The organism is Sneathiella sedimenti, from assembly GCF_017313765.1.
GTDB classification, from domain to species: Bacteria; Pseudomonadota; Alphaproteobacteria; order Sneathiellales; family Sneathiellaceae; genus Sneathiella; species Sneathiella sedimenti.
In genome coordinates this window covers 55,704-78,398 of the sequence record NZ_JAFLNC010000003.1, presented here as the reverse complement: position 1 = coordinate 78,398, position 22,695 = coordinate 55,704, and the positions used below count along the sequence as shown (strand labels likewise).

The 22,695-nt window shown below is 51.6% G+C and carries 19 protein-coding genes; 8 read left to right on the top strand and 11 right to left on the bottom strand.

The window, feature by feature from the left end:
- Window positions 1-3 precede the first annotated feature (3 nt).
- Genes J0X12_RS09715 through J0X12_RS09700 form a run of 4 tightly spaced genes read right to left on the bottom strand, consistent with a single transcriptional unit; the run spans window position 4 to window position 4,488 of the window.
- Window positions 4-1,734 carry a thiamine pyrophosphate-binding protein gene (locus J0X12_RS09715; protein WP_207044927.1) on the bottom strand — a complete coding sequence of 577 codons (1,731 nt, stop codon included), beginning with the start codon at window positions 1,732-1,734 and terminating at the stop codon, window positions 4-6.
- Entirely contained in the window at window positions 1,734-2,711 is a 978-nt protein-coding gene (locus J0X12_RS09710; protein WP_207044925.1) for an alpha-ketoacid dehydrogenase subunit beta, read from the bottom strand. The genes J0X12_RS09715 and J0X12_RS09710 overlap by 1 nt, the downstream gene beginning before the upstream one ends.
- Window positions 2,711-3,709, bottom strand: coding sequence for a thiamine pyrophosphate-dependent dehydrogenase E1 component subunit alpha (locus tag J0X12_RS09705; protein ID WP_207044923.1), 999 nt, complete (start codon window positions 3,707-3,709; stop codon window positions 2,711-2,713). The genes J0X12_RS09710 and J0X12_RS09705 overlap by 1 nt, the downstream gene beginning before the upstream one ends.
- Window positions 3,706-4,488: an IclR family transcriptional regulator gene (locus J0X12_RS09700; protein ID WP_207044921.1), complete on the bottom strand. Its 783-nt coding sequence runs from the start codon at window positions 4,486-4,488 to the stop codon at window positions 3,706-3,708. The genes J0X12_RS09705 and J0X12_RS09700 overlap by 4 nt, the downstream gene beginning before the upstream one ends.
- Before the next feature lie 91 nt (window positions 4,489-4,579).
- Between J0X12_RS09700 and J0X12_RS09695 the strand changes: the two genes are divergently transcribed.
- Both J0X12_RS09695 and J0X12_RS09690 read left to right on the top strand, forming a co-directional pair.
- Window positions 4,580-5,374, top strand: coding sequence for a hypothetical protein (locus tag J0X12_RS09695; RefSeq protein WP_207044919.1), 795 nt, complete (start codon window positions 4,580-4,582; stop codon window positions 5,372-5,374).
- A 187-nt stretch (window positions 5,375-5,561) separates the two neighbouring features.
- Complete coding sequence (locus tag J0X12_RS09690) at window positions 5,562-6,788, top strand: MFS transporter (RefSeq protein ID WP_207044916.1); 1,227 nt, start codon at window positions 5,562-5,564, stop codon at window positions 6,786-6,788.
- A gap of 51 nt (window positions 6,789-6,839) precedes the next feature.
- On the opposite strand, the gene J0X12_RS09685 is transcribed toward J0X12_RS09690, so the two are convergent.
- The 5 genes from J0X12_RS09685 to J0X12_RS09665 form a co-directional block, all read right to left on the bottom strand.
- On the bottom strand, window positions 6,840-7,970 hold the full coding sequence (locus J0X12_RS09685; protein WP_207044913.1) for an osmoprotectant NAGGN system M42 family peptidase: 1,131 nt from the start codon (window positions 7,968-7,970) through the stop codon (window positions 6,840-6,842).
- Window positions 7,957-9,750 carry an N-acetylglutaminylglutamine synthetase gene (gene ngg / locus J0X12_RS09680; protein ID WP_207044911.1) on the bottom strand — a complete coding sequence of 598 codons (1,794 nt, stop codon included), beginning with the start codon at window positions 9,748-9,750 and terminating at the stop codon, window positions 7,957-7,959. Before ngg ends, J0X12_RS09685 begins: the two co-directional genes overlap by 14 nt.
- Before the next feature lie 11 nt (window positions 9,751-9,761).
- Window positions 9,762-11,540, bottom strand: a complete 1,779-nt coding sequence (locus J0X12_RS09675) for an N-acetylglutaminylglutamine amidotransferase (RefSeq protein ID WP_207044909.1) — start codon at window positions 11,538-11,540, stop codon at window positions 9,762-9,764.
- Window positions 11,541-11,551: 11 nt separating this feature from the next.
- Window positions 11,552-11,824 carry a sll1863 family stress response protein gene (locus J0X12_RS09670; protein WP_207044906.1) on the bottom strand — a complete coding sequence of 91 codons (273 nt, stop codon included), beginning with the start codon at window positions 11,822-11,824 and terminating at the stop codon, window positions 11,552-11,554.
- A gap of 160 nt (window positions 11,825-11,984) precedes the next feature.
- Window positions 11,985-12,764: a Crp/Fnr family transcriptional regulator gene (locus tag J0X12_RS09665; RefSeq protein WP_207044903.1), complete on the bottom strand. Its 780-nt coding sequence runs from the start codon at window positions 12,762-12,764 to the stop codon at window positions 11,985-11,987.
- Between the two features lie 162 nt (window positions 12,765-12,926).
- Here J0X12_RS09665 and J0X12_RS17400 point away from each other — a divergent pair, with 162 nt between their 5' ends.
- Window positions 12,927-13,445: a dodecin gene (locus tag J0X12_RS17400; protein WP_237688097.1), complete on the top strand. Its 519-nt coding sequence runs from the start codon at window positions 12,927-12,929 to the stop codon at window positions 13,443-13,445.
- A gap of 50 nt (window positions 13,446-13,495) precedes the next feature.
- Window positions 13,496-13,759: a hypothetical protein gene (locus J0X12_RS09655; RefSeq protein ID WP_207044900.1), complete on the top strand. Its 264-nt coding sequence runs from the start codon at window positions 13,496-13,498 to the stop codon at window positions 13,757-13,759.
- 11 nt (window positions 13,760-13,770) lie between these two features.
- Here the strand turns inward: J0X12_RS09655 and J0X12_RS09650 are convergent, their stop codons facing one another.
- Window positions 13,771-14,595, bottom strand: a complete 825-nt coding sequence (locus J0X12_RS09650) for an enoyl-CoA hydratase (protein ID WP_207044897.1) — start codon at window positions 14,593-14,595, stop codon at window positions 13,771-13,773.
- 524 nt (window positions 14,596-15,119) lie between these two features.
- Here J0X12_RS09650 and J0X12_RS09645 point away from each other — a divergent pair.
- From J0X12_RS09645 to J0X12_RS09635, 3 genes are all read left to right on the top strand, one after another.
- A complete protein-coding gene (locus J0X12_RS09645; protein WP_207044893.1) occupies window positions 15,120-15,557 on the top strand; it encodes a universal stress protein in 438 nt (145 codons plus the stop codon).
- Window positions 15,558-15,568: 11 nt separating this feature from the next.
- Window positions 15,569-17,116 carry an alanine/glycine:cation symporter family protein gene (locus tag J0X12_RS09640; RefSeq protein WP_207044890.1) on the top strand — a complete coding sequence of 516 codons (1,548 nt, stop codon included), beginning with the start codon at window positions 15,569-15,571 and terminating at the stop codon, window positions 17,114-17,116.
- A 194-nt stretch (window positions 17,117-17,310) separates the two neighbouring features.
- The gene (locus J0X12_RS09635; protein WP_207044887.1) at window positions 17,311-18,975 is read left to right on the top strand and encodes a hypothetical protein; all 1,665 of its coding nucleotides are present in this window, start codon (window positions 17,311-17,313) and stop codon (window positions 18,973-18,975) included.
- Window positions 18,976-18,982: 7 nt separating this feature from the next.
- On the opposite strand, the gene J0X12_RS09630 is transcribed toward J0X12_RS09635, so the two are convergent.
- Window positions 18,983-19,705: an HAD-IA family hydrolase gene (locus tag J0X12_RS09630; RefSeq protein WP_207044884.1), complete on the bottom strand. Its 723-nt coding sequence runs from the start codon at window positions 19,703-19,705 to the stop codon at window positions 18,983-18,985.
- Between the two features lie 350 nt (window positions 19,706-20,055).
- Here J0X12_RS09630 and J0X12_RS09625 point away from each other — a divergent pair, with 350 nt between their 5' ends.
- Window positions 20,056-22,683 (top strand): non-ribosomal peptide synthetase, encoded by a 2,628-nt coding sequence (locus J0X12_RS09625; RefSeq protein WP_207044881.1) that lies wholly within the window; start codon window positions 20,056-20,058, stop codon window positions 22,681-22,683.
- Window positions 22,684-22,695: the final 12 nt, after the last annotated feature.

The window sequence follows — 22,695 nt, the reverse complement described above, 5'->3', positions numbered from 1 at the left end:
GCATTATGCGACGCGGTCTCCCTTTTTGACCTGTACGGTCCTGTTATCCACCGCAGGAAGCATTCTTGCGGGGTCTCTCGTCACGACGACATCTACTACGCTTGGGCGATTTTTCTCAGAAAATGCGCTGAGCAGAGCAGTTTCCAGCTGATCTGGACTTTCAACACGAATTCCATGGCACCCCATGGCATTCGCCACACTGGCGTAGTTGGTCTCCGACAGTTCCGAAGACTGGTAGTTTCCATCCCCATACATCAAATGCTGCAGAGCTTTGACATATCCGGATGCGGCATTGTTTACAACAATAATGGTGACGCCAAGATTCATTCTGCGGGCCGTTTCGAGCTCTCCCAGAACCATATTGAAACCGCCGTCGCCGGTAATCCCGACCACGATTGCTTCCGGCTGCGCCAACTGAACACCCATTGCGCCGGGCAACCCATATCCGATTGAGGCGAAGCCACGATCCGGCACAAATGCGCGGCCTGCTTTCTTTGTATCGAAAAGCAAGCCTCCCCAATGCGCGGCGAAACCTCCGTCCGCAACGAGATAGCCGTCTTCCGGCAACAACTTGTTGATTTCCGTTATTAGGCGCGCCATGTGCACGGGAGATTCATCTGAATTAAGACGCTCTGAAACATCTTCCCGCCAGGCCGCCATTTTCTGGGGAATTTCTGCGACATAGCTTTCGCGCATTTGCCGCTGCTCATCCGCGTTGTCTTTCAGCAAATCATAAAGATCACTCAACCCGGACTTGGCATCCCCCCAGAGCTTCAATGCCGGCTGATATGTCCGCCCCATTTCCTCTGCTACGATATCGAGATGGATGACAGGGCCATTGGCTTCCGGGATTGTATAGCGTTTGGTGGCAATCTCGCCGAGTTTACACCCAACAACGAGCAAGCAGTCGCTCTTCGCAATGAGGTCATTGGCTATACGGTCATAGCGCCCGAACAGTCCCGCACTAAGCGGGCTGGAGCAGGCAATCGCCCCCTTTCCGGTCAGTGTATGCGCAACCGGAATACTGCAGGCCTCTGCCAGACGAGTGACTTCCTCTTGTGCGCCCGAAATATGAATACCGCCACCGCAGAGGATCATTGGCCGCTTCGCCGTCGCAATAAGAGCGGCCGCTTTAGCCGCCATCTCTGCATCGGGACGGCAACGAAGGGCTGGCATCCTTGCATGGGCACCATCTACCTCGAAATCTTCCGGTTCAAAGTTATGCGTTCCATGTGCAATGTCTTCGGGCACATTTACGACAACCGGCCCCGGCCGGCCTGACGTGGCGACGGCGAAGGCACGACGCATGATTTCCGGAATCCGGTGAATGGTCTCGACTTTAAGAAGCTCCTTGCACGCCGGACGGAGAATGGACACCTGATCCGTTTCCTGCGTCATGTTCTTGCCTGCATGATCACGGTGGGCATCACCGATAATGGCAACCATTGGGGACCCCGCATTCAAAGCCTCCACCAGCCCGGTTACGAGATTCGTCGCCCCCGGCCCCAATGTCGCATCAACCAAGCCAACGCGGTTTGACACCTTGGCATAGGCGTCCGCCGCGAACACCGCGCAACGTTCGTCATTGATCAGATTGTGGTTAAGGCCCAAACGCCGTGCTGCATCATAGAACGGCAGAAGCTGAAATCCGCCCATACCAAACATCGGGCCCGCTTCATGTGCGAGCAGCATCCGAACCAGCGCTTCACCGCCTGTCATTTCATTTTTAATCATTAACTTGCCTTTTTGAGAGTTTCTTGCGCCGCCGTTACTATCATTTCGGAGGTAACGCGCAGCATGTCTTCAAGATTTGGTGCATAGGACACCAGCGATCGGGGCGCTCCAAGCCGGCGAACCGGACCTTTAAGAGCATGACCAGCCTGTTCGGCGACAGTCGCGACAACTTCGGCCCCGAAACCACCAACAGCAACCGACTCATGGGTGACGACCAGACGCCCTGTTTTGGCGACACTCTTCAGTACGGCCTCTTTATCCCATGGCCATAGGCTACGAAGGTCGATCACTTCAGCATCTATGCCCTGTTCAGAGAGCGCCTCTGCTGCTTCAACCGCCAGGTTCGCGGTATTGGACCAGCTGACGATGGTGACATCTGAACCTTCACGCCGTATTTCGGCCTTCCCGAACTCATATTCTTTCGAGAAATCAACGTCGCCTTCCAGATCCCAGATGCCCTTATGCTCGAGATAGACCACAGGATCATCACAGGCGATCGCCGCCTTCAACATCGAATAATTATCCTGTGGCGTTCCTGGGCAGACAACCACAAGCCCAGGGATATGCACATACCAGCTCTCAAGAGACTGAGAATGCTGCGCCGCAGAGGATCGCCAGAGCCCCATCGGCTTTCTGATCACCATTGGAGCCCGTGACTGGCCCCCAAACATGAAACGGGCTTTGGCAATCTGGTTGACCAACTCATCCGTCGCGCAGAGGGCAAAATCTGAAAACCGCATTTCGACAATGGGCCGCGTCCCGATCATGGCTGCGCCAAAGGCCGCGCCCATAATGGCCGCTTCCGAAATTGGTGCATCGGAAATCCGGGATTCGCCGAATTCTTCACGTAATCCTTTATACTGGCCAAAAACACCGCCACGTCCTAAATCTTCCCCCACACACCAGACCGTCTGGTCCTCGCGCATGGAATGTTGGATGGCAGCAAGGCTCGCGTCTCTATAGGTCAGTTTTGGCATCAATACGCCTCCACCGCGGGACTGCCTATGTCCTGCACATCCTGGAAAGCAGTTTCACTCGCCGGGAAGGGCGTTTCCGCAGCTTTTTTAAGTACGTCTATCATTTCTTTCTGAGCATTCTCATGTAAGGACTGTAAGTTGGCTTCAGACATGCCCGCCGCCACGAGAACAGCGCGCTGGCGTTTTATCGGATCGTTCTTTTTCTCTTCTTCAGTCGACTCGTTTGCCGGACGATAGGTTGCGGGGTCAAATGACGTGTGGCCGGTACGGCGGTAGGTTTTTGCATGAAGGAATTCGGGTGGACCTCCGGCACGCAAGCGCGCTGCAATATCCGCAACCGTATCCGCGATCGCCTCAACATCGTTCCCGTCAACTGTTGTCGCGCGCATCCCTAACGACGCAGCACGTGCTGCCGCTCCCTCGCCCGCGGTCATGGACGCCGTCCTGGTTGTTGCGGAATACTGGTTATCCTCGCAAACGAAAAGTATGGGAAGCTTGAAGACGACAGCCCAGTTTATACCTTCCAGGAATGGACCCCGGTTAATCGCACCGTCCCCAAAAATATCCACTACTATTCTATTGTCACCCAACAGCTTGATGGCATGCGCCGCGCCGGCCGCTATCGTGATATTGGCACCGACAACCCCGTTGGCGCCTAGCATCCCGACATCAAAATCCGCGATGTGCATTGAACCGCCCTTGCCACCGCAACAACCACCTTCCCGGCCCAGCAGTTCCCGCATCATCGCAAGGGAACTCGCGCCCTTGGCCAAGGTGTGGCCATGACCACGATGAGTTGACAGCAGAATGTCTTCCTTGGAAAGATTATGCATGATACCGGCAGCCACCGCTTCCTGACCGATGGACGGGTGAATAGCACCAAGGACCAGCTTATCACGCTCAGCCGCCAGACAGGCCTGCTCCTCAAAAGCGCGAATACGTTCCATCATCTCGAGCAACGATCGTCCGCGCTCGAAATTATGACCGGCAGAAGTCATTTATTCTGTTCCTTTTCCAATGCGTTAAACCGGCCAGCAAGTCGCCTAGCCTCTCTTTTTAATCCCGGCAGAATAAGATTATCGATACGCGACTGCTCCATCCGCTCATTAATGGCGCCGATAGCAAGGGCCGCGACCAACCGGCCGCTAGCCGTTACGACAGGCACGGCAATCGCACTCATTCCGCGAACGACCCCTCCCTTATTGCGGGCGTAACCATTTGCCTTAAAGAAATTGTATTCTGCGGCGAGCCCCTCTTCAGTTACGCCATAGTCAGTCAGCCAGCTCTTGTTGACCCGGCAAACTGCCGCCCTCTGTTCATCAGAGAGGGAGCAGTAAAGGGCGAGTGAACCGGCGCCCACGCCCAAAGGTCTGCGATCGCCTTTATCCAGAGTAAGAGTTCGGATGGGAAAGGCGCCGACCTTTCTGTTGACACAAATAGACACAGCTCCTTCAGGCACCGAGAGAAAAACCGTATCCTCAGACATTTCCGCCAGCCGCGCCATGCCTCGCTCTGCAAGTGCGCTTACATTAATTCGTTCAGCATTTCGGGATAGCTCGGCAAGCTTGGACCCAAGCCGATAAATCCGCGTGGCAGGATCCTGAAAGACGTAGTCGATCTCACGCAACGACGCCAACACGCGAAACGTGGTTGTTTTGGTGAATTTGGACTGAGCCACAATTTCCGTAAGATCCGCACCATCTGGGGCAAGTGACAACACATCCAGCACACGTGCTGCGCGAGCTATCGAACCTTTTGGTGGTGACAAGCTTGTCATTACGTCTCCCAATAATTCCGTTTATCGGAATTTTTTGTTGCGTAATTTGAAACTTATTGAAGCAAAGAGTCAAGATGGGTAAAGTCAAAAAATGACAAATTTACCGATTTTACTAGATTCAATCACGGATGCGGATGAGGGACACCGGGGCAAGGTTGTCGTTTCCGGCTCACACGGCGGCATCTATCCCGCCGCAATCGCCTCCTCAGCGGGAATACGCGCTGTGTTGTTCAATGATGCTGGAATTGGTCTCGATCAAGCGGGAGTTGCCGGGGTTCTCAGTCTGGCGAAGGTTGGCATGGCTGCCGCCGCCATCGATAGCCGCAGTTGCCTGATAGGATCAGCGGAAGATGCCCTTGCGCGGGGAATTATTACCATCGCCAATTCGGTTGCCGCACGTTGTGGGGTCGAAACCGGCATGCCTGCGGATAAGGCAGTATTGGCCCTTGCGAATGCGCAGCAGCCAGGGGATCGTTTGCCTGAGGTTCAGGAAGCTCGATATGAGTTGCGGCTTGAGCGGAACGGACTGGACATACTATTGGTGGATTCGGCGTCACTTGTGAAGGCGGAAGACAAGAACAAGATCATTATCACAGGATCACATGGCGGGTTGATTGGGGGAAACCCTGAGCGTGCCTTAAAGGCCGTCGCCAAAGTAGCTGTCTTTAACGATGCCGGAGTGATATCCGATGAAGTAGGTATTTCGCGGTTACCTGCCCTCGATGATCGCGCTGTTGCCGCCGTAACTGTCTCACACGAAACGGCGCGGATCGGCGACGCCCGGTCCGCTCTTGAAACAGGGGTAGTATCGAAAGCAAATCTGTACGCGAGCCGGACGGGCGCTGCTGTTGGCATGAAACTCAAAGATTGGCTCAACAGTCTTTGAGACCACGGGCCTACCTGGATACTTGTTTGAATATCTATAAACTGTAGACAGGCAATTGCTCTCATAACTCAACCACCCGGTTCTTAAAACTGATTTTCTTAACCCGGCGAATTTCAATAAACTCGTTTGCTAAAAGTCACACCTTCATATTATATGTGTGCAAAACAATAAGAACGGTACTTTAACAATGTCCAGCATACGGGCCTTACGCCCAGTTCTTCCTATCCTGATCGCCGGCGCTGTGATGTTGAGCCTGAGCTTCGGTCTTCGGCAAAGCCTTGGCCTTTTTATGCCATCGCTTACCCAGGATATTGCGGTCACGATTACCGATTTTACCTTCGCAATTGCCATGCAGAACCTGGTCTGGGGCCTATGCCAACCATTTGCCGGCATGTTTGCTGATAAATGGGGATATCGGCCGGTTATGGTTGGCGGGGCAGTGTTTTACGCTATTGGAATGACGTCTCTCGCAAACGCAAACGGGATTGCAATGGTCATTTTTGGTGCCGGTATTTGCGTTGGCATTGCCATGGCCTGTGCGTCCTTTGCCATGACAATGTCCCTCACCTCACGGTTGGTTCCGACATCTATCCGCAGCACGGCTCTTGGCATAATGTCTGCCGCAGGTTCGGTCGGGGCAATGTTTACTGCGCCGCTCGGGCAGCTTCTTGAATCACTCTATGATTGGCGCATTGGCTTGATCGGCTTTACTGTCGTCGCCCTGGTTATCATTCCTGCGGCCTGGATTGCCGGGCGCGTCGACAAGGAAGCGCCACTGGAGCTTTCCGCAAACAATTCCGACCGCCTTCCCGCGGGAGCCGCTATCGCAGTTGCCTTCCGGCACGCACCGTTTCTGGTCATGGCCATTGCTTATTTCGTCTGCGGGATGCAGCTCGTTTTCCTGACGACGCATCTGCCCTCTTATCTCGTTATTTGCGGAATGGACCCGATGCTTGGGGCATCCGCTCTCGGTATCATTGGGGGCTTCAATGTCCTGGGTAGCCTGTTCTTTGGCTGGGCCGGCGGCCGCTGGTCAAAACAGGTCTTGCTGGGAATTATCTATATTTCACGATCATTTACCCTTGCCGTTTACTTCATTCTCCCCCCGACCCCGACGACAACGATCTTCTTTGCCGCCGTTATGGGTTTTCTCTGGCTCGGTGTATCGCCGCTGGTCGCCGGATCTGTCGTTGAAATGTTCGGCCTGCGGTGGCAAGCCATGATCCAGGGGCTCGCCTTTTTCAGCCACCAAATTGGGAGCTTTTTCGGTGCCTTCGGTGGCGGCTGGTTGTTTGATCTGCTGGGATCCTATGATCTTGCCCTGCAAATTGGCGTCGGATTGGGGCTTTTCGCCGGAATGGCACAGATCATGTTTGCCCTATACAAGCCGCCCGAGAGGCCAGTAGCTGCATGATTTGCAGTTTAGTTGCCACCTAGCAGATAAACTCATATGCCATTCTTGTGTTCAATCTGACACTGGTTCCGCTTTACTTGTAATTGGCAGATCGCCAACAGATCCCAGGGCCTCCTCGTCACGCTGAAACAGCGGTTTACTTGTTACATATTGTACCAGTAGGTTCGCAAGCGCCGTCAAAGAGTCGATATGGGTACGTTCATAGCCATGCGAGGAATCCAGCGCGAAGCATAGAAGCGCAGTGCGAATATCATTTCCCGCCTCGACAGCGGCCGCGGCATCGCTGCGATAAAACCTAAAGACATCGCGGCTATAAGTGATCTCATTTTGTTCACAGAGCTGAATGAGGCTTTGTGTCAACTGCCGGTCGAACGGTCCGCTCGAGTCCTGCATGGCCACCGTGACCCCATACTCCGAAGTGTATTGCTGCGGAGCGATGGTTCCGTTATCTATCGACACAAGTTCGGCAACATCTCCATGCAATACGTGAGAGGCTCCGACACCTACCTCTTCCGAAATGGTGAAAAGCAGGTGACAGTCGATGGGAAGCTGAATGCGGTTCTCAACGATCGTACTAGCCGCCGCCAACACTGCTGCAACGCCCGCCTTGTCATCTAGATGACGGGAGCAGATAAACCCCTTCTCGGTGAATTCGGGCGAAGGATCTATGGCGATAATATCACCGACATTGAGTCCGGCGGCGCGCGCCTCCGCCTCACTCGAGATTTTCTCATCCAACCTAAGCTCCAGATTCGTCCAGGCTATCGGCTGAGTATCAATCTCGTCATTATAGGTATGCCCAGAAGCCTTTAACGGCAGGATCGACCCGCGAAATTGCCGGTCATCCGCATATACACTCACCCTCGCGCCTTCTGCAAACCGGGCAGACCAACTCCCGATGGGAACAACCTGCAGGCGGCCATTGTCATAATATCCCTTCACCATGGCCCCGAGCGTATCAAGATGAGAGACAATGGCCCGGTCGGGAGACGACCTGGCTCCCTTCAAGTCAGCACGGATTGCGCCACGACGGGTCAATTCAAAGGGAATTCCCAGTTCGGTCAGTTCGCCGCAGACATACCCAACGATGTCATCCGTCATGCCCGTTGGGCTCGGGATTGCCAGAAGGTCCTGCAATGTCTTGATAAGGTAGTTTCTGTTGCTTGCACTAATTTTGGTCATATGTCTCACTGGTTTTTGTGGTGCTACGATAGGAATCCGCCTTCGTCTGGGGAAACAATAAGTCGATAAATTTTTCTACGGTCGGCTGTGGCTGGTGATTGGCAAGGCCGGGGCGCTCGTTCGCTTCGATTACGGCGTATCCCGGCTTGGCGGGATCTTCGACAATAAAATCCAAACCAACCACGGGAATGCCGAGTGTCTGAGCCACGGTAATGGCCGCAGTGCGCATTTCGCGATGCAATATATCGGTGACATCATGGATCGTCCCACCCGTGTGAAGATTGGCAGTTCGACGTACCGTAATACTCTCATCCTTTGGCAAGACATCCGACATTTTGTGTCCGGCAGCTCTTACACACCGGAACGTTTCATCATCCATAGGAATACTGCTTTCCCCGTTGGTTGCCGCCTCCCGGCGGCGAGAGAGTTTCTCAACCAATGCCTTGATAGAGGTTTCACCGTCGCCCTTGATGATCGGAGGACGACGGATTGCCGCCGCCACGACTTCCTCGTTAATCACAATTATTCGCAGGTCCTGGCCGGTTACGTATTCTTCAAGAATCACGCTATCACATAGTTCTCTTGCGCGTTTGATCGCCGCTGTTACCTCTTCAACTGAATTGAGATCAACTGATACTCCCCGCCCCTGCTCGCCGCTGGCCGGTTTCACGACGACCCGCTTATGACGTGTACAAAACTCGGTGACATCCTGATCCTTTGTAACGATGATCTGCTCGGGCTGTCGCAACCCGGCTTTTTCGAGCAGTCGATGAGTGAGCCGCTTGTCATCACATCGGCTGAGTGCCACGGCGGAAGTTAGGTCACTCAACGACTCACGGCAGGCAATCGATCGCCCTCCATGACTTAGTCGAAATAGCCCTGCCTCGGTGTCCTCTATCTCTACCTGGATACCCCGGCGGCGCGCCTCATCTACAATGATTTTGGCATAAACATTCAGACTTGCATCCTCTTCCGGGCCGATAAAAAGCTTCTCATTGATCGGGTTCTTATGCTTGATCGTGTAGACCGGTATCTGTTCAAAACCGAGTTTTTGATACAGCGCGATCGCCTCGTGATTGTCATGAACCACGGATAGGTCCATGAAGCTACGCCCCGCTTTCGCGCGCCTATCGGCAAGCGCTTCAACCAATGCTTCTCCAATTCCGGGAAAAGGTGCCTGCGGGTCGACAGCCAGGGCCCAGAGGCTGGACCCGTTGTCAGGATCCTGTAGAGCCTGCTGATGATCTACCGACATGACAACACCAATGATCTCACCAGCGCCCTCGTTTTCCAAGGCAACCAGAACCTCTACCGCAGAATGCAATTTCTGCTGATCGATATAACCTTCACTGACAGGCACCATGTCCCGTCCGAGATAGAGGCGGTTAATACCCTTCTCGTCCCCTTTCTCGGCCGCACGAATCGTGAAATGTTTCGATGTCATGGCCCGCTCTGGCCGACGAGTAAGATCAAGACGGAAGGTATGAGAAGGGTCGAGGAAAAGTGACTGCGGGGCATAGGAAAGTACGACATGAGGCTCATGCACATAGATCGCGACGTCCCGCTGGCTTTCGACTTCCTGCGACAGGGTTGTCGCAAGAAATTTTGCATCATCGAAGGTCTGGCCAAAAATCAGGCGTCCCCAACCGCAATCAATCGCCACATTCCGCCCAACTGCGCCTTCGCGCGCACTTTCAGGTGGATCGCCCCAATTTTTCAGGGACACCTGCGAGGCACGCAATGTATCGGTTTGGCTATTCTGTTTGACTGAGGTCATCATTTTACCTCGTGTTAAATACCATTTGTCTGGAGCCACATTTCAAGGGTGGCTATCTGCCAGACCTTGGAGCCTTTCAGCGGTGTAATATGCGCCGTGGGATCACCAAGCAGCATATCGACGTAGTCGTCCTGAAAGAGGCCGCGCTCTTTGGCTGTCTGTGAATTCAGGATATCCGACACAAAATCAAGATATTCCCCATCGACATATTTCAACGCAGGGACCGGAAAATATCCCTTCGGCCTATCGATCACGTCTTCCGGAATCACGTCGCGGGCGATATCTTTCAATATGCCCTTGCCCCCGCTTGCCAGTTTGTGGCTTGCGGGCACTTTCGCCGCCAGCTCCACAAGTTCATGGTCAAGAAAAGGCACTCGCGCCTCCAGCCCCCAGGCCATTGTCATATTATCCACCCGTTTAACAGGGTCGTCGACGAGCATAACTGTCGTGTCCAACCCGAGTGCTTTCTCCAGCGGATAAGGGGTATTGTTCGAACTGAAATGTGCGTCAACGAAGGCACGGCTATAATCGTCGGATACATGATCCGGCGAGATCGCCGACATGTATTCCTGGTGGTCGCGGTCGAAAAAGACCTTCGCGTAATCATGCACGGGGTCGTTTGTCTTCTCAAGCGGCGGATACCAATGGTAGCCGGCAAAAATTTCGTCAGCCCCTTGTCCGCTCTGCACAACCTTTACATGTTGAGAGACCTGTTCCGACAAAAGATAAAAGCCGACGTTATCATAACTGACCATGGGCTCTGACATCGACGCGAACACCTTGGGTAGCGAGCTTAAAAGCCTGTCGGACGAGACGACCGTCTTGTAGTGATCTGTTCCGAAATGCCTGGCGATCAAGTCTGAATACTGGAACTCGTCCCCTTTTTCACCATGGGCTTCTTCAAACCCAACCGAAAAAGTTTTAAGGCCAGTTTGCCCCGCTTCCGCAAGCAGGCCAACAATCAGGCTGGAATCGACCCCGCCAGATAACAACACACCAACCGGAACATCGGCAATCATACGCCGACTCACGGCGCGCTTTAAGGCGTCCATTATCTCGGACCGCCATTCCTCGACGGGGCGCCTCTCCTCTTCATCCGTACGGGCGAAATTGAGTTCCCAATATTGCTTGTCTCGAACGCGCCCATCAGCCTCAATAATACGGACAGTTGCTGGCGGTAGCTTCTCCACGCCTTTAAGGATTGTGTGGGGTGGCGGGACTACTGCGTGAAATGTCATGTAATGATGCAGGCCGATAGGGTTGATCGCGGTATCGACATCACCTGCGGACAACAGCGCTAACAGGGAAGAGGCAAATCTCAATCGCTTTCCGGATGCCCCATAGGAGAGGTACAACGGCTTGATGCCAAGGCGGTCGCGCGCCAGAATGAGCCGGCCACTTTCGCGCTCCTGAATGGCGAAAGCAAACATCCCTTGAAAACGGCGTACACAATCGGGGCCCCATTCCGCAAAGGCTTTCAATATTACTTCCGTATCCCCATCAGAATGAAAGCCATATCCTTTTCCTTCCAGTTCGCGTCGTAACTCTGGGTAGTTGTAGAGGCATCCGTTGAAAGCGATCGAGAGACCAAGCTCCAGATCGACCATGGGCTGATGAGACCGCTCGGACAGATCAATAATTTTAAGCCGTCGATGGCCGAAAGCGACCTGATCGCGCAGATAGACACCCGCCGCATCCGGTCCACGTGGCACCATCGTGTCCATCATCTTTTCGATCGCCTCTAAAGAGACAGGCGTGCCATCAAAGGTTACTTCTCCGCAAATACCGCACATAGGAATGCTCTTTACCTAAACCGTTCAAGTGGGTTAATGACGGAGGCGACCTGCTTTTCCCGCGTGATATCTAGTCCCCCAGACATGTCTTCCTGCGAGTTTTCGAGGTCTTTAAGGCGCGCTTCGACCTTTTTCTTTTGGCTCTTTAAGCGGCCGATATCCGCGAGGTAACGTGCACGCACCTCCGGGCGGGCTTCATCTGCCCGAGCCATTAGCCGGGCAATATCGGCATCCCACTCATTAATCTGGTTCCTGAGTTCCTTCTGGAAATCCTGATTTTCCATGCGGCGCTCCTTTCACTATCGAAACAATGGTCATTCGCCCTTTAGTCTGCAAAGACGGGGCGAGGCCGCATTAACATGGATTAATATAGAGGAGCTTTTTTATCTAGAATTGGAAAAACCCTTCTCTATTAGATAGTTAGAGAAGATCTGGAATGTCAGCCTAGTCCGACCCAATTGCTTCTTGGGGGCTGCGAGACGGATCACCCAGTTGATCTAGGAAGCTCTGGTCATATCCCGTCCGCTCGCTCAGCGCCTCCTTATTCAGGATCCTCAACCTGCGAGTCTTGGGGTCAAGCTCGATCATCTTGTCATTGCGAAGTTTCCGCAGGGTGCGGTTTACATGCACGATGCTAAGACCAAGGGTATCCGCAAGGATCTCCTGGGTCAGAGGCAGATAATATTCACTGCTGCCCGCCTTGTCGACCAATTGCAGACGATGCAGTAGCTCCAACAAAAGATGCCCAAGCCGCTCATACGCATTTCGGCGTCCAAGGCGTACAATTTGTTCCGCAAGAATTGCATGCTCTCGCGCTCGCGCCCAGGTGAGCGCGAGGGATAGGTTCGTAAAACTATCGCAAATTTCAGCAATTTTCTCCGCCGGCAGGCGATGTACAATGATCGGCGTTAATGCCTGCACCGAGTCATCGGAAAGATCGAAAAGGCTTTCACGAAACCCGAAAATATCGCCTGGTAGCAAAAATGAAATAATCTGTCGGCCGCCATCAGGGACGACCTTGTAGCGGATTGCCCATCCAGACTGCAACAAATAGGCGCTCGAACTTTTTTCACTCTCGAGGATAATATCCTGCCCCTCGTCAACGGTCATGCTGTTCTGCGTAAGCGCCTCGATCACCTCCTGCTCCTGCTCTGACAGATCAATGTAGGAAGAAAACTTTGCGATAAAGATATCTGCGCTGTTTGATCCCGTATTGTCCGCCATTTACGCCCGCTTTCTTGGATACACACTTCTGGAATGATAGCCCAATATACCACAGATCGGGTCATCCGAAATTTTATCAAGGATAACCTATGTAAATGCGCGAACTCGCGCGTTCGAAGATAGTCAGGGCGGTCTTATTGAAAAAGGAGTAAAGTAATTGCGTTGACTGACAAAAGTGGCGCCGTGTTTGGTAAAGCGGCATTAAGTATATTTGAAAGTCTTATTCTGGCGATGCTGGAAGAGGAAGTCCTTGACGAAGAAATGGTCAAGGAACTATTGGAAGACGCCTCCGAAGCTCATCGCCATGGGAAAGTGACGTCCTCTTTATCGAGAGACGAATACACCGTTGCATCGACGATTGACCGCTTTTCCCAAACCGTTCTTACCATTCATCAAGCGACGCCCAGAAATCAACAAGGGCAATCTTGGGCCAGAATTGGCCCTCACCGGATAAGAGAAGGAGTTCATATCATGTCCGATAATATCTATTCCGTAACCGAGCTTGTCGGCAGTTCCAGCAAATCCATAGAAGATGCCATAGAGCAGGCCATTAAAAGAGCGTCGAAGACAATTCGTAATCTCGACTGGTTCGAAACCAAGGAAATTCGGGGTCATGTAAAGGATGACAAGATCGTCCATTACCAGGTCGTGCTTAAACTCGGATTTCGCTACGAGGATTAAGGCATCAAGCCAGCCACATTTTATTTCCGAACTTCGATAAGGAGGTAACCATGAAAAACTCTCCAACCCTGATGGATAAAATACGTAAAAACCCGGCGGAATTTTTTGACACCCCCCATGACGTGACCCGGGACAATAACCTGACCCAGGATCAGCAGAATGATATTCTGAAAGCCTGGGAAGATGACGTTAAGGCCCTTCTCCGTGCCGAATCCGAAAATATGCCGGCATCGGAGAAGCAAGCCAAGCCCGCCGAGCTTCTTTCAACGATATCGAAACTCAGGGCGGAACAGCAGGAAAGACAAAGGGACTAGCCGTCTTGAGGCTATCGTCCAGTAAACTTCGCGGGGCGCTTTTCAAGGAAGTGAGCAACGCCTTCCTTGAAATCCTCGCTGGCAAAGCTCTTGATCATTTCCTCATTACCCGTCGCGACGGCCTCACTCAGGCTTTGAAACTGGGCGTCGTACACCTGTCGCTTCATAACAGCCATGGAGCGCGGTGAAACATTCTGCGCAAGATCGGCCGCATAGGCCATGACCGCCGGCATCAAAGCTTCTGCATCATGGACCTGGTTTACCAAACCAAGCTGCAACGCTTCTTCTGCGGTCACCTTGCGTGAGGACAGCAGGAGATCCAGCGCTGCCGAATGGCCAATCAGGCGCGGCAGCATCCACGAAATACCATGCTCCGCGATCAGGCCGCGTTTAGCGAAGGCCGTCATGAAGATCGCGTCCCGGCTGGCAAGGCGCATATCACAGTAGAGGGAAATCACCATCCCAAGACCGGCGGCAGGACCATTGATGGCGCCAATGATGGGCTTCTTGATCGACGGAAAATAGGAATATTGCGTCTGAAAATCCGAGCGAACCGAGACATTATAGGCTTTCGTGCCATAAACGGCGCCTGCCTCCCGCTTTTCCGATCCATCCTCAATCCCGCTCAAGAGGTCCATATCGGCGCCGGCGCAAAAACCCCGCCCCTCTCCGGTGAGAATAATTACCCGAACAGCATCGTCGCCATCTGCCGTTTCCATAGCGTCGCGGACTTCGCGCTCCATGGTGCGGGTCCAGGCATTCAGCTTATCCGGCCGGTTCAGGGTTACTGTCGCGACGCCGTCTTCTGTTTCATATTTAATGTGCTCATAGGCCATGACTACATCCTTTTTTGTTTTTCTTGATTGGCGACAAAGCTTAGCTCAAATCACAGAAAACGTCTCGCTGTCTTTTAGTAGAGAACGTGCGGATGAAGGCAACAGCCCGAATACACCGCCTTGCATGGCTGGTTGAGAACAACAAAACCTTCCGACAAAGATCAGTATTTTTATTGCTTATATGGCACGCCAATTTACAGAATAGAATCATGAAAATAATACTTATTCAGCATTATAATAATTAGGTTTTTTATAGATAAATTTCTAAATTTTCATATTTTCTATACGTCATCTAACAGACTAATATTTGACACACCGAAATTTCCTATTTTTAAAATATTTCCACAGGTAGAATAAGTTTTCTCCCCAATTATATTATTTTATTCTATTATACCCTAGGGGCAATTGTATCGTTATAGGTGTATTCTCGTTTTGGTTCTTTGCCCTCCCGATATTTCGCAGCCACAACATACGCTTGGTAGGTGTCTGCAAATAGCGGCAATTTTAGAGGAGGGACAGTAAAGATGACAACTAAACTGGTAATTGGTCTTGACGGCCATGAGTCGGGGGAACGTGTTCTTGACTACGGCAAGCGAATGGCCGGCCTGATCAAGGATTGCGAGCTTCTGGTCGTCTATGTTGTTGAATGGTCACCCTATTCTTTTCAGACACCCGAAGAAAATGCGGAACGCCACAAGCGACGCGAAGAAGAGATATCCCTGGCAAAGGCGCGCGTCGTTGACCCGGCGTTAGCAAAATTGAGTGAGGCCGGCGTCAAGGCGCGGGGACTCGTTCGCCACGGTCATGTCGCGGATATTCTGAACGCTATTGCCAAGCAAGAAAATGCAGAACAAATCATTGTTGGTCGCGCCTCCAGCCAAGGACTGGTTAACCGCCTGTTTGGGAGTTCAACATCTACTCTGGTGATGAGCGCACATGTACCCGTAACTGTGATTGGCTGAGGGGGGTCGTCATGAGAAACTTATTTATCGCACTGCTCGTTCAGATCGCGGCGATTGCCGTGGCCGGCACGTCATTTGCCCAAGAGGCGATGACCCTGGACCAACAAGTCAATCAAGCCTTCGCGGCGGCTACCGGTCCGTTTGTCAGCTTTATCTTCGCCCCCATTCCGGGCACGAGCTTTCCCTGGATCGTGATGTGGCTGGTTATCGCCGCGTCAATTTTCACACTCTATTTCGGCTTTGTCCAGTTCCGCTTCTTCGGCCATGCGATCAGCTTGGTGAAAGGCGACTATTCGGATCCCGAAGATGCCGGTGAAGTCAGCCATTTTCAGGCGCTTGCAACGGCTCTTTCTGGCACGGTCGGACTTGGGAACATTGCAGGTGTGGCAGTCGCAGTCGGCATAGGCGGACCGGGCGCCACATTCTGGATGATACTGGCCGGCCTGCTTGGTATGGCATCAAAATTTACGGAATGTACGCTCGGCGTAAAATTCCGGAATGAATATGACGATGGCACGGTCTCCGGCGGGCCAATGTACTATATTTCAAAAGGTTTCAAGCAACTTGGAATTCCGGGCGGCAAACCTCTCGCCATTCTCTTTTCCATCTTCTGTATCTTTGGTGCACTTGGTGGCGGCAATATGTTTCAAGCAAACCAGGCACATGCTCAGATTGCCGGGATTGTCGGCGACTACCCCGGATGGATCACCGGCATTGCATTCTCCGTCATTGTTTTTGCGGTAATTATCGGCGGCATGAAATCAATCGCACGGGTAACGGAAAAGGTCGTACCATTTATGGGCATCCTGTATGTGGCGGCCGCGATAATAATTCTTCTGGTTAACTATGACAAAATTGGCTGGGCCTTTGGTCAGATTTTTGAAGGTGCCTTTACAGGTCTTGGCGTCGCTGGTGGATTGGTTGGCGCGCTCATTCAGGGATTCAAGCGGGCCGCCTTCTCCAACGAAGCGGGTGTTGGCTCGGCTGCAATCGCCCATTCGGCCGTACGAACGAAAGAACCGATAACGGAAGGAGTTGTCTCCCTACTGGAGCCGTTCATCGACACGGTCGTTATCTGTACGATGACAGCGCTGGTCATCATCATCACTGGCCAGCTCATTGTCGATCCGGCAACCGGAAAATACGTCCTGGATGGATCGATGATTGCCACCGTCGGCGGAACATCGGGAGTTGCCTTGACTTCCGCAGCCTTCGGCTCTGCAATAAGCTGGTTCCCCTATGTCCTGGCGATAGCAGTGGTCCTGTTTGCTTTCTCGACGATGATTTCCTGGTCTTATTACGGACTGAAAGCCTGGACGTATCTGTTCGGCGAAGGGAAAACGACGGAGTTGATTTTCAAGCTGATTTTCTGCGTCTTTGTGATCATCGGCGCCGCAGCAAGCCTGGGCCCGGTTATTGATTTTTCGGACGCCGCAATTTTCGCGATGGCCGTTGTCAATATTTTCGCGCTCTACTTCCTCATGAGGTTGGTGAAGCAGGAGTTCCATTCCTATCGTGAACGTCTTGCTTCCGGAGAAATCAAGAAGTTTAAAGGCTGATACCGGAGGGAGGCGCTTTTTGCGAGGCGCCTCCTTCATATTCCAAAGGCAGTTACTAACCTTCCATCTAGAGCGTTCCCCCAAGAGTAACGACGAGGCTCGTCCGCCAGGATCAAATATGCTATTTTTTCGCTCTAGGCACCATAAAGTCGCGTAAAGAATTTTATCATTCTTCACAAATACTGGTGGTTTTAATGATCATGAAAAAGCTCCTCCTTGCTGGTTTTCTGTTTGTTTTCATTCTAACAGGAACGGCCTTCGCCGATGTCGACAGGAATGTAACAGCTGCTCTTGCGGATATTGAAAAGTACGAGCAGCAGTTCGCCGGCCAAACAACGGCATCAAAGACCAACGTCAATCGTGTTCTGAAGCTTCTGAAAATAACCCGTCAGCGGCTTGATAAGGCGCCGGACCATTCCCAACCTGCCTGGCAGGAGGCGGACCAGCGCTATAATGCATTGGTCACACATATGAATGGCCTGCTCAATCCATCGGGTGCCACTTCCAATGCGCCGACAACCACTCCGTCAGCGCCGACCAACGCTTCCTCTCCCGCGGCCGCGTCGACTACTTCCCCGAATACGCCGCCCAAGCAGATGATCTCTCACCAGCGCGTGCAGGTGAAAAAGCTGAAGCGAGATATCGAGAGCGCAACCGATACCGTAGATAAGGCGGGGCCAATACCTTTCCAGGATCCGGCATATGTTGAAAAAATTGAAACCGCTGTTGGGAGGTATCAAGGATCACTTGGTAAATTTTCGGAGTTCGAGGACGATCCGGATGTTGTTGCCGCGGCAAACGCCCTCGAGGCCCTGCAAAACATGGTTGCTTTTGGAAAAGATCATGCCGCGAAGGAGCTCGTGGCACTTGGCGATGTTCAGGCACGACTTAAGGAAATCAACGAGTATATTCGTCAACTGAAGATCCCGCCCACTCCTCAGCAGCCGTTCGAGAAGGGGCAACTGGTGCAATGGTTGAAAGATCTCGCAACCACCCGCAACGAGGCGATTGCCATCTTTCAACCTATTCCCGAGATCAAGCAGCGCGCCTATCTACCGAATAATGTACCAACCGTCGAACAGGGCGCTCCATACGACCTCCAGGATGTCGACAGGTTTGACCGCTACCTTCGTGAGGTAGTTAGCAATATCGACAACAGCGTGCATAGCTTTACTGCAAACCTCACACATACAGTTCAGTTTGAATCGGAGAATCTTGCGTTCTACGACAATCTTGACCCGACAGACCCGCAACAGCAAATGCAGCATTTTCTCGTCGCCGGGCGGGCGGATGAAATTAGACAGGAAATTGCCAAAAAGCATCTCTTGGTAAGCGAAGCCGCCGAATACGCACAGCTACTAAAACATGACAATTACGAGGAGCGAGTTGCACTGCTCGCCCGTATTGAAGACGTCGCGAACAAGTATGAGAACAACCATAAAAGGGCGCTGGAACTGGTGCGAATGCCAAAAGCGGCTACGACCGATTCTGACCTAACCGACATCGCACTCAATACACTTAAGAATCCGAAATATGATTATGTGGGAGAGATAAAGCGGCTGGTTATCAATACTGATAAAGTCCGTCGATCCAAAAAAACGACCGAGGCCGAGTTTGACAAAATTGATGTCAGCCTGAGCGGCACCGTGACCCTTTCGGGAACGGAAACCACTTATTTTTACGAATGGGACCAGTTTCAGGTCGCAACCGCAGAGCCGGTTGAGGATAAATTCTACATCTTCTACACCACACTGAAATACTATACTTCAGGCGCAGATAGAACACCGCTCAACCAATGGATCATCAGCGGAAGAATTCAAGGCAGCGAAATACCGGAAGGAAATATCAATCTGGATTAACGAAGCATCAGGAAGATGCCTTTTGTAATATTTCTGCCAGTTCGATAAAGCTGTCGGCCTCGTAGTCAAAAGGAACAGGCTTTTCTTCTGGCGGGATGCCCGGACCGAACTCCAAGGGGCGATTGACATAGGCCGTTTTGAAGCCGGCGTTTTTCGCCCCCTCGAGGTCCCGCGCGTGACAGGCCACCATCATGATCTGCTCCGGCGGTAATTGGAGAAGGGCGGCGGCATCATGGTAAATCGTGGGGTCGGGCTTGACCTTCTTGAAGAAGTCGGCGGAGATGATTCCATCCCACGGAAGGTTACTGTGACGGCTTAGGTCCAGCAAACAACGAAAATCGCCGTTGGAAAAAGGTAGGATCATATAATTTTGCTTTAGCAATGACAGGCCTTCAACCGCGTCATCCCAAACATCCAGTCGATTCCACACGAGATTGAAGTCGTCTATATCCGCATCACTGAGACCGCTCATCCCATATTCATCGATCAGGGAGAGGAGTTTCTCCTTATGGATTTGGGCAGTTGGAATGATCTCCCTTTTTCCCGAAGAGATCTCGCCGAGCGCTTTCAGGTAACCATCAATGCGCCATTTTCTAACAAACTCCCCCCAGGGAACAGCAATGCCGGTCCTGTCAGATAATTTTTGTCCTTCCTGTGTGACGGAAGAATACCAATCCGTTACGGTTCCGAATACGTCGAAACACAGGACTTTTACATTTGAGATGAGCACGGCCCGACCTTTCTGGTTTCTTTTTTATCAGTCTATAATATCAATTTTACTAACACGATCCATAGGCAAATGAGCGATGAAAACAGGGTGACCGGAATGAATAATTTATGTTTAACTGTCTTCATGATACTATTCAATAGTATGGAAATCCCAGTTTTAAGGACTATGTGCGGGAAATTCGAATAATATAAAATCCCTAATTCATGATTGTATTACTTTGTACGTTTAAAACTATGCAGTGATTAGACAACTCACGAAATTCGAATCTAAGATAATAACGGCAGATAATTTTTACTAAACTTTAGCCTTATCTCCTTATTAAGGCCTTATTGTTAGTCGAGTAAAAATTTATGAATTCATTTCGAACATATCTTGATGTCATCGAGTTTTGGGCGGCAGAAACGCCAACTGCCCCCGCATTGCTTGGGCCTGGCCAGGCACCTTTGAATTTCCAGAGTCTCTATCAGTTGGTCAGGGAATTTCGTAATGAACTAGCCGTTTGCGGATTTGGTCGTAATGACCGGATAGCTGTCGTTCACTCCGGCGGCCCGGAAATGGCGGCCTCTTTGATCGGGATCGCCTGTAACGCCACTGTCGCACCCTTCAATCCGGCAATGTCCGCTGGCGAATTTTACCTTCACTTTCAGGACAAGAAAATAAACGCTCTCGCCATTGAGAAGGATCTCACGTCTCAGGCCCGAAACGCTGCAGAAAAGCTAGGCCTTCCAATCTTCGAAATTGAACATATAGATCCGGCGTCTGCGGGAAAAATCCAGCTTAAAGGCAATGTAGACCGCCAAACAGAAGCTACCGCTGACCCAATTCAGCCCGATGACCTGTTTGTTGTCTTTACAACGTCGGGCACCACCAGCTATGGCAAAACAGTGCCACTTCCCCACCGTATTGTGCTCCCACGAGTAACAAATATGGCGCAAATGCTGAAATTTGCGAGACATGACCGCGTCCTTAATATCATGCCCTTGTTTCATACTGGTGGATTCGCCGCGGGCTTGCTGACAACCCTCTTTTCCGGCGCGAGCTTTTTTCCCATCAAGAATAACGATGTTGAAATGCTGTTCCGTTGCTTAGGCGAGGCCAAGCCAACCGTTATTGCCGGCGGCTACACCGTTTTTCATTCTATCGAAAGAAAAGCACGTGACTATCTAGAAGCAATAGACGCGGTAAAGCCGTCGTTACGCATGCTCCGAACTGGTACGGGCCACCTCGATCAAAAAATAGCGGAAAGGCTGGAAGCGATCTTTGACACGCCGGTTGTGGAGGCCTACGGCTCTGCAGAGACAAGTTTCATGGCCTGCTCCGGGATTCCGCCAGCCCCCCGCAAAAAAGGAAGTGTCGGCCAACCGGATAGAAGTAGAGTTTATGTTGTTGATGAGACGGGAGAGCCGGTTCCGGCAATGGAAAAAGGAGAAGTTGCAGTTACAAGAGAAACCGCCTTTGATGGTTATGAAAACAACCCGGAGGCAAACCGGGAAGCCTTTTCAAAGAGGTGGTATCACACCGGCGACGAAGGTTATCTGGACGAGGATGGGTTTCTGTTTATTACTGGCCGCACCAAGGAAATGATCAACCGTGGCGGGGTAAAAATAATCCCGACCGAAGTGGATCAGGCCGCAATGAAGCATGAGGCAGTCCGCGAAGCCGTCTCCTTCCCTCTGCCACACAATACCTTGGGTGAGGATATCGCGCTTTCAGTGGTTTTAGAGGCGGATAAAACTGTTTCGGAAATTGATCTAAAGAATTTTTTGAAAGACTATCTTATCCCCAACAAGATTCCATCCCGTATTATTTTCGTCGATGAAATCCCAAAAGGGGCAACAGGCAAAGCGCAACGCCGAAAACTTTATCAACAACTTCAGGTCCCAATATCGGGCACTGTTGTATCGATTGATGCCAACAAACAAGAAAAGCTGCCGGCAGATGTGCATAAAATGCAGAAGATATGGCAGGATGTGCTTGGACAGAAAAATATTGGCCTCGATGAAAACTTCTTTGCCCTGGGCGGGGATTCTCTTCAAGCGGTAGACCTTTTTTTACGGATAGAAGAGGTACTGGGGCGTCGTCTCCCGAGAGACGTCTTGTTTGAAGCGGGAACAATTCGCGAGATGGCTCAGCTTATTGAAGAGGGACTTTCCTCCTCCTGCATCGTGCCGATCAAGCCAAACGGCAACCGTCCGCTCTTATTCTTTGTACATCCAATTGGCGGTGAGGTTCTTGGATATAGGGAATTCGCCAAGTATCTCGATATTGATCAACCTTTCTACGGCATACAGCAAACGCCTTCAGACGCGAACTTTTCTCGCTTTTCTTCGCTTGAAGAAATGGCAGATTATTATTTGGATGAAATACGCCAAGTGCAACCACAGGGTCCGTACTATCTCGGAGGGCATTCATTCGGCGGCCTTGTCGCGTTCTTGATTGCTCAAAAGATAGCGGCGCTCGGAGAGGAAACTGCCTTTCTCGCTTTGCTCGATACATATCTTCCAAGCGGCAATCGATACGTGTCTCCGCTAAGCTGGTTGTCCCGGCATTATAGAGTATGGTCGCAATTGCCATTGCGTGAAAAGCCAAGCTACATATTTGCGCGATTGCAAAACATCGCCTCAGGCGTAAAACGACAGATAAAATTGAAACTTATGGCCATTTCTAACGGCAGTCTTTCGGGATCTGACACATCTACTGCGACTGCCGTCAGTAATCAGGACCTCAATGCCCTGAATATTCGAAAATTTCGTCCGACTCCCTACATGGGAGATGCTATTCTCTTTCGGACGGAGCTTCCTGTTTCTCTTCACCCTGATGTTCACAATGAATGGCGGAACTTGATAAAAGGAAGACTGGATATTTGCGAAATTACCGGTGGGCATGTTGCCATAATGAAAGAACCAAACGTACAGGAACTCGCCGGCAAGCTTTCATATTTCCTAAACAAGGCTCAGGAAGAAAAATTGTCGGCTTGATTTAAACCAGGA